The following is a 13,691-nucleotide window of genomic DNA, read 5'->3' as shown; positions in this document are numbered from 1 at the left end:
AGCCTCCGATGATTAAGGCAGGCAAAGTATATAACAACGCCCAACTGTCTTTTATGAAGATAAAATGAAAGGCATGGAAAACGCCTGATAAAATAAGCACAGACGCAAAAAGTAATAATGGTGACTGATAAATTTTCATATGAAATGAGCAGCCCCGTCAGCGGCTAGTAATTACAAACGGTAATGATCTTTTAACCAATTACAGGTACGCTTCACCGTTTCATCGATAGGTGTAAAGCTGAAACCCGGTAACATCTGTTGCACTTTCGATGCATCGTAGAAAGTTTTTACCTGGGCGGTGCTGGCTGTTTCCCTTGTTAGTAAGGGTTCTTTATTACTGAACATAGCTTTGAGTGCTTCCATGCGCCAAACAAGATTGCCCATCCACGGTTTTGCTAAACGTTGCGGTGCACGAACACCAAATCCATCAGCAATTTTGGTGAATAGTTCACGAAAGCTTAAATGTTCGGCACTTAACAGGAAACGCTCAGATGAAATATCGCTGTTCATTAAACGGATCATGACCGCAGCTACATCTTTTGCATCAACAAAGCCGGTACCACCATTCGTGTACCAGGGAAATTGATCATGTATTTTTTTAAAGATAGCAACCGAACCATTTTCCCAGTTCGATTCGCCCAGTATCACAGATGGGTTAACGATTGCTGCATTCAAACCTTCGCCAATGCCACGCCATACTTCCATCTCCGATAAGTATTTTGTTTTGCCGTAGTGTGAATTGTTCGTCTCTTCAGTCCATTCTGTTTTTTCAGTAATGAGCTCGCCTTGACGCAAACGACCGACAGCTGCAACCGAACTTACATGAATGAACTTATCAATATTATTCTCCAGCGCCATGTTCACCATGTTGGCTGTGCCTTCAATATTGATCTTGTACATCTGCTCTCTACGACTGCTGTGGTATGAAACTACAGCTGCACTATGGTACACCTGTTTGCAATCCTGCATAATATCGCTGAGAAGATTTACATCAAGCACATCGCCTTTGATCCATTCGATCTGTTGTTTTTCTTCTTCGCTCAACAGTAACGGCATCGAAGTACGGTACAATGCTTTAATCGGTCCCTGCTTTTCCTGCAACAACTGTTTCAATAAAGCCGAGCCAACCAAGCCTGCGCCGCCGGTAACGAAAATGCCCCCAACCCCTAAAGGGGAGTTATTAGCATCTTGATTTGAATTGCCAGCTTGATTATTTGGTTCGTGCATTATTGTACAATGTTAGCTGTGATTTTTTAAACTTGAGTAGATGGCATCAAATTTTTCAGCCAGTCTTAAATATTCATCAGACCAACCATTTGAAATTGAATGCTCCTGAAGTGTAGAGGTTGGAGCGAAATGCCTATCTATGGCTTTCAGACTTTGTAAGTTGCCGACTGATAATTCATTAATGTATAGTTGAATTTCTTCACGTAATTCTTTCGCAGTATCATAGCCCGCCCAAACAACATCTGATTCATCGGATACTTTATCCCTAACTTTTTCTAGTATTATAATTAAACGTGAGATCATAAGGTTGCTATTAAAAGAAAGTTTTTTAGTTACCGTAATCATAGTAACCCTTCTTCGTTTTCCTTCCCAATTCTCCTTTTTCTACTTTTTCTTTTTGAATAGGTGATGGTTTCAAGCGTTCGGGTTCACCGAGTTGCTCATACACACTACAGCTTACAGCATAGTTAATATCGTTGCCAATAAGATCCATGAGTTTGAACGGCCCCATTTTAAAACCACTTGCTTCCAGTAATGCATCTACTGTTGCAAAATCGGCTACGCCTTCTTCTACTAATCGCAATGCTTCGATATAATAAGGCCGGGCAACACGGTTCACAATAAAACCCGGTGAATCTTTACAGATAACAGGAGTTTTGTTCATCTGTTTTGTTAACGCAACCAGTTGCTCAATTACCTCTTCGTTTGTTTGTTCACCCCGCACCACTTCCACCAATTTCATAATGGTGGCAGGATTAAAGAAATGCAAACCTGCAACCCGTTGTGGTTTCTGTATGGATTTTTGTAAAAGTGAAATGGAGAGCGATGAAGTGTTACTTGCGAAAATTGTATCGCTGTGATTGATCTCTGCCAGTTGATTGAAGAGTGCGATTTTCGCTTCAGGTTTTTCAATGATCGCTTCAATAATTACATCGGCAATACAACTGTTGATGTCGCTGATGAATTGAATATTTCCTCTTATTGCAGTGCGTTGCTCGTTTGTTATTTTTTGTTTTGCGACTAAACTTTCAAGGTTGTTATTGATTGCGGCTTCAGCTTTTTGTAATACTTCCGTGTTCAGATCGAAGAGTAATGTATAAATGCCGCTTTGTGCAGCAGCCTGTGCAATACCGCTGCCCATTGTTCCAGCACCGCAAACGCAAATTGTCTGAACCATACTCTTATCTCCTAAAGGGAAATTTTTATTAGTGTTGATTAGAGAGTTTAATGTACAAGAGTACGACGCAACAAAAGTTAAATAGTATTACTACAGCCGGGTTCATACTATCCACTATCAACTTTCTTAAACTGCTCCTGTAAACTGTTTCAGGAAACGCACATCGTTCTCGCTAAACAGGCGAATGTCTTTAATACCATACTTCAGCAAGGCAGGGCGTTCAATACCCATACCAAAAGCAAAGCCTGAATATTTATTACTGTCGATGCCGCAGTTCTCCAATACTTTCGGATGCACCATGCCGCAACCTAAAATTTCTAACCAACCTGTTTTCTTACAAACACTGCAACCTTCGCCGTTACACAACAAACAACTGATATCCATCTCGGCACTTGGTTCGGTGAACGGGAAATAAGAAGGACGGAAACGAACCTTCACATCTTTGCCAAACATTTCCTGTACAAAGAAGTAGAGTGTTTGCTTGAGATCGGCAAAACTTACTTTCTCATCCACATACAAACCTTCGATCTGGTGGAAAAAGCAATGACTTCTTGCGCTGATGGTTTCGTTACGATACACACGACCCGGTGTAATAATGCGGATAGGCAGTTTGCCCTTTTGCATTTCATGAATTTGCACATTGCTCGTGTGCGTACGCAGGAGCCATGCAGGATCAGTACTGATATAGAATGTATCCTGCATATCACGTGCAGGATGATTTTCGGGGAGATTGAGAGCGGTGAAATTGTGAAAGTCGTCATCAATTTCCGGTCCTTCTGCAACAGAGAAACCCAAACGCTGGAAAATATTCACCATGCGGTTGCGCATAAGGCTGATGGGGTGGCGGCTGCCAATAGGCAAAGCGTCACCAGGCAACGTGAGATCAATTTTGGTTGCAGTATCGTCAGTGCCGTTGCCGGTCAATGCTTTCCACTCTTCGTATTTTGCTTCCGCAAACTGCTTGAATTCATTCATCGTTTGACCAAACGCTTTCTTCTGTTCGTTGGCCACATTTTTCATTTCGCCCATGAGCGATTTCACCAGTCCTTTGGTGCCAAGAAATTTAATCCGGTACTCCTCCAGTGTCTTTGCACTATCGATCTGTAACGTTTCAATTTCTTTCTTTAAAGTCTCGATCTGTTGTAACACCTGTTCCATGCCGCAAAGATAAGGTCTGAACCACGATTTGGGTGGATTTGCCGATTTACGGGATGGATAAAACAGGACAATTCCAGCTATGTCCGATACTCTTCTTTCTTGTCCCTTGTTCTTTGTGCCTTGGGTTTTGGATTTTCTTGTACCTTCTTTCTTATGTTTGCCACCGAAACGAAAACACATGAGTGATTCACAGATGATTGAAGATTTTTTGCAGCCGGTTGATCTTTCAGCAGTATTGGGCGATGAAGAATTGAATGAGGCGCAACTGGGCCGGCATATCCAAACCTATGCATTCCTGTTTCCCGACCTGACGGATATTGACCTGGTGATCGTAGGCGTCACCGATGAAAGAGGCACGGGCAATGGTGTGTCGTTGGGTGAATCGCCAACTGCCATCCGTAAAAATTTATACCGTTTGTACAACTGGCACCCCGATGTGAAAATTGCTGATATTGGTAATGTGATGGCGGGGGCTGCGTTGAAAGATACCTATGCGGCTGCCAAAGCGGTGATCAAAGAACTGGTGGATGCAAAGAAAACAGTGCTGATCCTTGGCGGCAGTCATGATCTTACGCTGGCACAATATGGTGCGTATGTGCAACGCAAGCAAATTATTGAAGCAAGTTGTGTGGATGCATTCATCAACCTGAGTAACGATACGCCTGTACGCAGCGAAAACTTTTTGATGGAGATGCTGACGGGTGAACCGAATTTTATCCGACACTACAACCACATGGCATTCCAGAGTTATTATGTACACCCAACCATTCTGCAAACAATGGATCGCCTGCGTTTCGATTGTTTTCGTGTAGGCGTGGTGAAAGAGGCATTGGAAGAAATGGAACCTGTGATCCGCAGCAGCGATTTGCTGAGTATTGATATTGCGGCCATGGCCAATGCATATGCACCTGCCAACCGTACGTCGCCTAATGGATTAAACGGACAGGATATCTGCACACTTACCAGATATGCAGGATTGAGCGACCAGTTAAGTACGCTGGGTATTTATGGTTACAATGCAAAACTTGATGTGGATGAATTAACAGCGATACAGATTGCACAGATGATCTGGTATTTTATTGATGGGTTGAGCAAAGGAAAAACAGAAGCATCGCTGGAAGACCGTCATCAGTTCAGCGAATACCATACGACCATCAATGACGCCGATGTATTGTTCTTACGCAGTCATAAAACCGGCCGTTGGTGGATGCAGATGCCGAATAAAAAGTTCATTGCCTGCAGTGCTACCGATTATCAATTAGCGATACATAGCGAAATACCGGAGCGTTGGTTGCGGGCACAGGAGAGAGATTGATTTTTTTGCTCACGGATTGCACGGATTTGCACAGATGTTTTCTTATCAGTGTACATCTGCGAAATCTGTGAGCAATCATTCTACCGAAAGAATTTCGTAAGATGTGTTGTTGAATTGAAATGCGTCACCTGCTTTTTTCATCAACAATAATTTTCCCAGTGGCGCATCCGGTGAAACAGCAAAAAAAGTTTCATTATCTGCCTTCAATTTACCCAAACCAAGACTGATGTAAAAGATGCCTTTGTTGGTATGCACAAGGCTGCCACGAACTACTGTTTCAGTTTTCAAATGTGGATCAAGTTTTTCAAGTGTTGCTTTTTGCTGCAATGCTTCTTTTAATTGACGGCTGTTATTTTCCTGTTCAATCTGCAGCATGGCCAAGGCAGTTTCATGTTTATCGCCGGCAGTGCGTTTGGTTTCGTTACCTGCACTATCTGATAATTCATGCAGATTTTTTTGCAGCACATTAATTTTTTGCTGTACAATTTCAACACAGGCTTTATGTATTTTTTCTTTCAGCGTCATCGCTTCAAAGGTATACCATACCTGTTTAGAGGCCTTGCGAAAATTGCACGTTGTTGTCAGGTGTGGCATACCTAATGTAACCAACGAAAACTGTATATTTAGTCATAAAACAAGTGCTGATGTTCTCCGTTAAAAAAAGCATAGGCTTTCTTTTTATTTCTGTCTTCCTGTTTTCCTGCACAACGCAAAAACAGACAAGAGTTTCGCCTTTACAAAAGCAACTCATTGCTGATTCTGCATTAACGAATGCATTTGTAGGTATTGCGGTATATGATACTGAAACCGGAACCTATCTTCATCAATACAACAGCAATAAATATTTTGTACCGGCGAGCAATATCAAACTGCCTACGTTGTATGCAGGTATGAAATATCTCGGGACACAACTTCCCGGATTGCAATACAAAGAAGAAAATGACACCTTATACATTCAACCAACAGGCGATCCAACATTGTTGCATGTTGATTATAAAACACAACCCGTTGTTGATTTTTTAAAGAAGCAAACCAAGCCGATCGTCATTAATAACAGCAACTGGAAAGCAGAAGCGCTTGGTTATGGTTGGGCATGGGATGATTATCTCGGTTATTATATGACGGAACGTAGTCCGCTGCCGGTGTATGGTAACTATATTAAATGGATCCAGCAACGGAATGTTGAAGAACGTGATGGGAAGATGGATACATCGGGCATTGTTTTTACCGACCCTGAAGTAAACTGGGATGTACAATTTAAAACAGGCAAGACCACGTCGTTTGATGTAACCCGTCCACGCACTGAAAACAAATACACGATCACCGAAGGAAAAGAGTTGAAGAAAGAACTGGAAGTGCCGTTTGTAACGAATGGATTACAATCGGCATTGGAGTTATTAAAAGATACTGTGCATCAAACCATCACAGCAGAAGGTTTTAAAATTTCAAACCCGGAAGTAATTTATTCGCAGCCGGTTGATTCGATGTTCAAACCACTCATGCACCGCAGCGATAATTTCTTTGCGGAACAAACGCTGATGATGGTGAGCAATCAACTGTTTGCTGAAATGGACGAACAGAAACTGATCGCTCATTTACTGAAGACTGATTTAAGCGGCTTTCCACAAAAACCAAAATGGGTTGATGGTAGCGGGCTGAGCAGATACAACCTATTTACACCGGAAGATTTTGTTTGGCTGTTGATAAAGATGAAAGATGAGTTTGGTTTGGAACGATTGAAAACAATTCTGCCGACAGGTAACACAGGCACATTGCGTAATTATTATAAAGATGAAACAGGATTAATTTTTGCTAAGACAGGTTCATTAACCGGGCATTTAGCATTGAGTGGTTTTCTCATCACGCCAAAAAATAAGTTGCTGGTATTTTCGGTTATTGTTAATAATCACAACACCTCGGCACCAAATGTGCGAAGAGCGGTAGAGAAATTTTTACAACAGGTGAGACGGGAGAATTAACGTCCAAACTGTTTCTCCAACTCATCTTTTTTAATTTCCATGTAAACAGGAAACCCATTAGAGGTTGAGTTTGGTTGTGCACAGTTGAACAGATCTTCCACCAACTGTTTCATTTCTTTTTGTGTAAGCGAACGACCGGCCTTAATACTGTGTTGTTTCGCCAATGAGCGGATGAGCTTTTCACGCTTGGAAAATTTCAAGTCGCTGGTGTAATGTTTGAACTGTTCAAGCAATAACTCAATCGCCATTGCTTCATTGCCTTGTTCCACATCTGCAGGTGTACCTTGAATGACGAACGTATCTTTTCCAAACGGTTCAATCAAATAACCAAGTTGTTTCAGTTCATCACTTAATTCACCTAACAAAACAGCATCAGCAGTTGAAAGATGTAACGTGGAAGGAAACAAACTTCGTTGTGCAGCAATGGGCTTCCCATCTGCTGCTGCCAGATAACGTTCATACAACACACGCTCATGTGCATTCTGCTGATGAATGATCAACATGCCTTTTGCTGTTGATGCAAGAATGTAGGTATTATGTTGCTGCGAAAAATCCTGCTCTGGTATAAAAACCGTTGATTGACTGATCGCTGAAAAATCTGCAGACGTACCAACGGTCTGTTGCTCATTGCCTATTGCCTCTTGCCTGTTTGCCTTTGATGGTTCATAAAAATCCCGCCAATGTTTCAATTCACTCTTCTGCTGCGGATCAATTTTATGTGCTGCATGTTTTTGTGTGAACGTGTTGTACAGCGATGAAGAAGACGCCTGTGATTTCTGTTCGCTTGTAAATGGTTTGCTTACTGCATCAAGATGTTGAATGGTTGGATCAAGATCAAAATCCAATGTAGGCGTAATGCTGAACTGTGCCAATGCATGTTTTACCGCCGATTGTACAAATGCATACACGATCTTTTCATCTTCAAATTTTATTTCCTGTTTTGTTGGATGTACATTAATGTCAACCTGCGCAGGATCCAAATCAATAAACAACACATAAGTTGGAAAACTATCTGTGGCGATCATTTCCTGGAAAGCACCGGCTACAGCATGATTGAGATAAGCACTTTTAATAAAACGATGGTTCACAAAAAAGTATTGATCACCTCTTGTTTTCTTGGCTGTATCTGGTTTGCCGATAAAGCCATAGATATTCATGTAATCCGTTTGCTCTTCAACCGAAACCAATTTTGCATTGTATTGATTGCCGAGCAACTGAACAATACGTTGTTTCAATGTGCCTCTGTCGAGGTGAAACATCTGTTGCCCGTTTGCTGTAAGCGAAAAGAAAATATCAGGATAAGCCATGCTCACACGAATGAACTCATCCACAATGTGACGCATTTCCGCTGCATTACTTTTTAAGAAATTCCTGCGTGCCGGAACATTGAAGAATAAATTCTTCATGGCAATGCTGGTACCGTTGATTGTTGCAACAGGTTCCTGCTTTTTTACCACGCTGTTTTCAATTTCAATATAAGTACCGGCTGTATCTTCTGCACGTTTGGTTTTTACTTCCACTTGTGCAACGGCTGCAATAGAAGCAAGTGCTTCACCACGAAAGCCCATTGTTTTAATGCGGAAGAGATCATCAATTTCTTTGATCTTGGAAGTGGCGTGGCGTTCAAAAGCCATGCGTGCATCAGTTTCGCTCATGCCGCCGCCATTATCAATTACCTGCAACAGTTGCTTGCCTGCATCGTTAATGATGAGTTGTATTTCTGTTGCACCCGCATCAACTGCATTCTCCAGCAATTCTTTCACTGCACTGGCAGGGCGTTGAATAACCTCACCTGCTGCAATCTGGTTTGCAATATGATCGGGCAATAATTGAATGATATCCGGCACGTACGCTTCTGTGTTTTTGAAATGGCAAATTTACGTTAACTCAACCAACCGTCGAAGGATAATTCGTTACCTTTAAGCGGATCGAAAAAAGCAGAAAACTTACATGAAATAACCATAAAAAATTGGCAGGCTTATTTTGCACACTGAGATGGCAATTTTTATGGTTAAACTATGTGGCCAAATGACAATAATAATTCTCACATGAAAAAATTAATCCTTATACTGGCGGGCATTGCGGCCATTTCTCTCAGTTATTCGCAATCGAAACAGGAACTTGCCAAACGTTGGGCCGATAGTGTGATGCAAACCCTTAACAACGATCAGCGTATTGCTCAATTAATGATCATTCGTGCCCACAGTAATCTTGGAGCGGCGCATGTAAAACAGGTAACCGATCTTATCCGGAAATACAATGTAGGCGGACTTTGTTTCTTCCAGGGTGGTCCGGTTCGCCAGGCTAATCTTACCAACTTCTATCAAAGCATTGCAAAAACACCTTTGATGATCACCATTGACGGTGAGTGGGGTTTAGGTATGCGTTTGGATAGTGTGGTATCGTTACCCCGACAATTAATGTTGGGTGCGGTGCAGGATGCAGCAATTGCATACGATTATGGAAAAATATTAGGCGAACAATGCAAGCGCATAGGCATACAGGTAAACTTTGCACCTGTTGTTGATGTCAATAATAATCCAAACAATCCCGTGATCAATGATCGTTCTTTTGGTGAAGACCGTTACAAAGTGGCATTGTTTGGTGTGCAGGTGATGAAGGGTATGCAGGACATGGGTGTGATGGCTTGTGCCAAACATTTTCCCGGTCATGGTGATACAGAAACAGATAGCCATTACGATCTGCCCATCATCAACAAAACAAAACAGCAACTTGATTCATTGGAACTTTATCCCTTCCGTGAAATTTTTGAAAACGGTGTTGGGAGCGTGATGATCGGTCACTTGTATATTCCTGCAATTGACAATACAAAAAACCAGGCAACATCTTTATCATACAACAACGTAACAAAGTTGTTGCGTGAAGAACTCGGTTACAAAGGTCTTACGTTCACTGATGCATTGGAAATGCAGGGCGTGAAAAAGTTTTATCCTGATGGTGCAGCCAGTGTGCAATCACTGATCGCAGGAAATGATCTTTTGTGTTTGCCTTCTGATATTCCTGCTGCTATTAAAAAAATTAAAGCAGCCATCAAAAAGAAAAAGTTGAGTTGGGATGATCTGAATAGTCGTGTACACCGTGTATTGATGGCGAAATATTTATATGGTTTGGGTGAAGTAAAACCGATCGATACCAATAACCTGGTGAGTGATCTTAACAGCAGTACAGAAGCTATCCGTAAACTGATCGCTCAGCGTTCGGTAACACTTGTAAAGAATGATCAAAGCCTGTTGCCGCTTTCTTCAGCTGCTTTATCTTTTATGGGAAAAGCAACCAATACAGAAAAGAAGATCGCCTATATAGCTATTGGTGCAACTACATCGAATTTTATTACGCAAAAGATGAAGGATGAACTGAAGGCAGACATCTTTTTCTTCTCTTATAAAAGTGATGCCGGACGGATCTTATCATTGGTTGAATTGATCAAACAGAATTACAGTCATGTGGTAATTGGCATGCATAATTACAGCCGCAGACCACAGAATAATTTCGGCATCAGTGCATCAGCTTTACAATTAGCAAGACGTTTATCAGAATTACCACAATCTGCTTTGCTCATGTTTGGCAATCCATATGCATTGAAAAATTTCTGTGATGTAAAGACAAGCGTGGTTTGTTACGAAGATGATGCTCATACCCAAGCTGCTGCTTTTGATGTGTTGATCGGTAAACAACGACCAACAGGCAAACTTCCTGTTACAGTATGCGACAATATTAAATACGGAACAGGGCTTGAATACATGATGCCTGCCATGGGTGATCTGCAACGCAATTTATTGGATGAATCAAAGTTTGTAACAGTCGATTCAATTGTAGCAGATGCCATTCAGAAAAAAGCAATGCCCGGTTGTGTGGTGATGGCAGTGAAAGACGGCAAGATCATGTTTGAAAAAGCTTATGGTTATTATACATATGAGCAGCAAGAACCAATGACATTGGAATCGGTGTTTGATATGGCATCGGTAACAAAGATCTGTGCAACCACTATTTCAGTCATGAAGTTGTACGAAGAAGGAAAGATCGATCTTAAAAAGCGATTGGGCGATTATATTCCGTGGGTAAATGGTACAAATAAACAGGATCTGCTCATTGAAGATATATTGCTACACCAGGCCGGTTTAAAATCATGGATTCCTTTTTACAAAGAAACCATTGATACAAACAGCGGCATTCCTTCTGCACAATTATATACAAACGGACCGAGTGAAGATTATAACATTCGTGTGGCCGACACTTTTTATATGAGGAATGACTGGCGTGATACCATGTATCAACGTATTCTGCAAAGTGAAATGGGACCGTATGGTAAATATGTGTACAGTGATAATGATTTTATCTTTCTCGGAAAAGTTGTTGAGCAACTTACAGGTATGACGCTCGATGAATATGTACGTAAAACATTTTATGAACCATTGCATTTAGAATCATCAGGATTTCTGCCGTTGCAGCGCATGCCTGTTAACCGAATTGTACCAACCGAACGTGAAGTGCAGTTTCGCCGGCAGTTATTAAGAGGTGATGTGCATGATCCCGGTGCAGCTATGTTTGGTGGCATTGCAGGACATGCAGGATTGTTCAGCACAGCGTATGAGTTGGCAGTGATCTTACAAATGTTGAACAACGGTGGTACTATCGGACAGCAAACATTCTTTAAACCGGAAACGGTGCAGAAATTTATTGCATACGGCAGTGAGATCAGCAGAAGAGGATTGGGCTTTGACAAACCTGAGAAAGATAACCTTACACGAAAAGATCCTTATCCGGCATTAAGTGTATCACCTTCAACGTTTGGGCATACAGGTTATACCGGCACCGGGGTGTGGGCCGATCCTGAGAATAAGATCGTGTATATCTTTTTAAGCAACCGTGTGCATCCCGAAGGCGGAACAAATACAAAATTGTTAACGATGAATGTGAGAGGGAAGATTCAGGATGCGTTGTATAAGGTGTTGTTGGAGAAATCGACTCCTGAATAATTATGATGCATCATTGGCTCAAACTCTTCGATCGTCATGTCGAGGTACGAGACATCTCTACATCGTAAGTATGTTGCAATTACTCAGATAAAATGTGACTTGAAAATTATTCAGAGATGTCTCCTTCGTCGACATGACGCACACCGATGAAAATCTGCTGTCATTCCGACGTATGAGGGATCCGTTGAAATGATGTACTACTGCCCGTCAGATCCCTTGTTCCTCGGGATGACATCTCACTTCAACTTCATCAACAATTCCACAATCTCTTTCTCCCTCGTCCACACAATAAAATGATTTTCTTTTTCGAATGTGGTAACAAACACTGAATCTGTTTTCGTGAGCATCTGTTGGGTGTAAGCCACATTGCTGTATGGAACAAGGATGTCTTTTGTTCCGTGTAAAATATAAACAGGACAAGTGACCTTTTCATATTCTGGTTTCATATCAACCAGGTCTTTTTTCAAATACCATAGTTCTTCATTACTTGGCCGCATGGCACCGGGCACTAAATAGTTCAGCGGGGTTTTAAATAAAACGGGCCGCCACTTCTCAGGCTTTTCTGCTGCGGGGTCTTGCGAACCTGCGAGTATTACCAACGCTTTTGTGTATTGTGGTCGTGCTGCTGCAAGTTTAATGGTCATTGGTCCGCCAAGACTATGACCAATGATGATAAATGGTTTGTTGTTATATACAGAATCCATCCATTCACTGATGATGGTTGTTTGTTCAGTTAAATTCATGGCATTACCAAAATCGCTGTAACCAAAACCTGGACGATCAATGGAAATGATCCGATAGTGTTGCAGCAATTCTTTGTTGCGCAGGTAAGCAGCAAATGCATCCCAACTCCCGGGAGTACCATGTACAAATAACAAGGTAGGTAATGTATCGCTCCCGGTTTGTGCATAATGCAACGGAAAGCCATTGATCGTCTTAACAGGTGTTTTTAGCTGCACGCCAGCTTCTTCAAATTGCAGTTTGGCTTTACTATCGCTCATGCGCATTTTCATACAGCTTTGTGCCATAACAAGCCAGAGCAATAAAATAATTCCGAGAACCATAAAGGAGCGTTTCATCCAGCGTGGCATAGTTTAAGTAAGTTATGAAAAATATCAGCAGGCAGGATGTTGCGTTTCACTTCTGCCAAACATCGTTATAGTTTTTTATAAAGGTCATCACCCAGGTCCTTTTTTAATTTCTGAAGAATGGTGAGCATGCTGCCAATATTCTTTTGATTGATCGTCAGCACCATGCCGGGCACCGGTGCATTGATGTTCCGGTAGCGGGCGTAGAGATTAATATCCCAACGCCTGGTATTAACATGACGGTTTTGCATTTCTAATACAGTGAAGTTGGACGAAACATATCGGTATTTTTCAACAGCTCTAGTATTGTTGAGATCAGTTTCAACATTAAATACAACAAGTGCATCTATAAATGCTGAAAGATCTTCAACCGCTATCTGTATGTTTCGCTCATTAAAAAGAATTGTATTGCTTAAGAATCCATTGCTTGTAAAACAAACAGAACGTTCAGCTGAGCCATCTTTTAAAGAAGTGGCGGTAATTAATCCAATATGTACATCTTCAGTTGAACCGATGGTATCGTAATGCAGCTTTACAAATATGCCCGGCTGCATGGTCATCTTTACCAGTTTGCTGTATTCAATAATACTATCGTTTTGTGCATTACAAAAAAACGGAGACAGTACTAAGAGGTGTAGAAAATGTTTCATAGTTTTTTATACTAATTTATTCACTAACACTGTGTGCAGCTGTTAACGAAATGAGAAGTGTGGTAAAACAAAAAGCCCCAACGAGAGTTGGGGTTTTGTT

Annotated in this window: 11 protein-coding genes; 3 read left to right on the top strand and 8 right to left on the bottom strand. The window is 41.5% G+C overall.

What is annotated here, in order from left to right:
• Nucleotides 1-171: 171 nt before the first annotated feature.
• The 4 genes from VK159_RS13945 to pheS form a co-directional block, all read right to left on the bottom strand.
• Nucleotides 172-1,227 (bottom strand): NAD-dependent epimerase/dehydratase family protein, encoded by a 1,056-nt coding sequence (locus VK159_RS13945; protein ID WP_324230764.1) that lies wholly within the window; start codon nucleotides 1,225-1,227, stop codon nucleotides 172-174.
• A 12-nt stretch (nucleotides 1,228-1,239) separates the two neighbouring features.
• Nucleotides 1,240-1,572, bottom strand: coding sequence for a hypothetical protein (locus VK159_RS13940; protein ID WP_324230763.1), 333 nt, complete (start codon nucleotides 1,570-1,572; stop codon nucleotides 1,240-1,242).
• Nucleotides 1,556-2,404: a 3-hydroxyacyl-CoA dehydrogenase NAD-binding domain-containing protein gene (locus tag VK159_RS13935; protein WP_324230762.1), complete on the bottom strand. Its 849-nt coding sequence runs from the start codon at nucleotides 2,402-2,404 to the stop codon at nucleotides 1,556-1,558. Before VK159_RS13935 ends, VK159_RS13940 begins: the two co-directional genes overlap by 17 nt.
• A 126-nt stretch (nucleotides 2,405-2,530) precedes the next feature.
• A complete protein-coding gene (gene pheS, locus VK159_RS13930; RefSeq protein WP_414672830.1) occupies nucleotides 2,531-3,562 on the bottom strand; it encodes a phenylalanine--tRNA ligase subunit alpha in 1,032 nt (343 codons plus the stop codon).
• A gap of 178 nt (nucleotides 3,563-3,740) precedes the next feature.
• On the opposite strand from pheS, the gene VK159_RS13925 reads away from it, so the two are divergent.
• Nucleotides 3,741-4,877: an arginase family protein gene (locus VK159_RS13925; protein ID WP_324230760.1), complete on the top strand. Its 1,137-nt coding sequence runs from the start codon at nucleotides 3,741-3,743 to the stop codon at nucleotides 4,875-4,877.
• Nucleotides 4,878-4,952: 75 nt separating this feature from the next.
• On the opposite strand, the gene VK159_RS13920 is transcribed toward VK159_RS13925, so the two are convergent.
• Nucleotides 4,953-5,402: a hypothetical protein gene (locus VK159_RS13920; protein ID WP_324230759.1), complete on the bottom strand. Its 450-nt coding sequence runs from the start codon at nucleotides 5,400-5,402 to the stop codon at nucleotides 4,953-4,955.
• A gap of 119 nt (nucleotides 5,403-5,521) precedes the next feature.
• On the opposite strand from VK159_RS13920, the gene VK159_RS13915 reads away from it, so the two are divergent.
• Entirely contained in the window at nucleotides 5,522-6,856 is a 1,335-nt protein-coding gene (locus tag VK159_RS13915; protein WP_324230758.1) for a D-alanyl-D-alanine carboxypeptidase/D-alanyl-D-alanine-endopeptidase, read from the top strand.
• Here VK159_RS13915 and mutL read toward each other — a convergent pair.
• On the bottom strand, nucleotides 6,853-8,703 hold the full coding sequence (gene mutL / locus VK159_RS13910; RefSeq protein WP_324230757.1) for a DNA mismatch repair endonuclease MutL: 1,851 nt from the start codon (nucleotides 8,701-8,703) through the stop codon (nucleotides 6,853-6,855). The genes VK159_RS13915 and mutL overlap by 4 nt on opposite strands.
• A gap of 201 nt (nucleotides 8,704-8,904) precedes the next feature.
• Here mutL and VK159_RS13905 point away from each other — a divergent pair, with 201 nt between their 5' ends.
• The gene (locus tag VK159_RS13905) at nucleotides 8,905-11,853 is read left to right on the top strand and encodes a glycoside hydrolase family 3 N-terminal domain-containing protein (RefSeq protein ID WP_324230756.1); all 2,949 of its coding nucleotides are present in this window, start codon (nucleotides 8,905-8,907) and stop codon (nucleotides 11,851-11,853) included.
• 236 nt (nucleotides 11,854-12,089) lie between these two features.
• Here the strand turns inward: VK159_RS13905 and VK159_RS13900 are convergent, their stop codons facing one another.
• The gene (locus VK159_RS13900) at nucleotides 12,090-12,917 is read right to left on the bottom strand and encodes an alpha/beta hydrolase (protein ID WP_324230755.1); all 828 of its coding nucleotides are present in this window, start codon (nucleotides 12,915-12,917) and stop codon (nucleotides 12,090-12,092) included.
• A 92-nt stretch (nucleotides 12,918-13,009) separates the two neighbouring features.
• Nucleotides 13,010-13,591, bottom strand: coding sequence for a hypothetical protein (locus tag VK159_RS13895; RefSeq protein ID WP_324230754.1), 582 nt, complete (start codon nucleotides 13,589-13,591; stop codon nucleotides 13,010-13,012).
• Between the last annotated feature and the right edge of the window lie 100 nt (nucleotides 13,592-13,691).

Source organism: Lacibacter sp., from assembly GCF_035299325.1.
Taxonomy (GTDB): Bacteria; Bacteroidota; Bacteroidia; order Chitinophagales; family Chitinophagaceae; genus Lacibacter.
The sequence above is the reverse complement of the archived record's forward strand: the minus strand, read 5'-3'. Positions and strand labels throughout refer to the sequence as shown.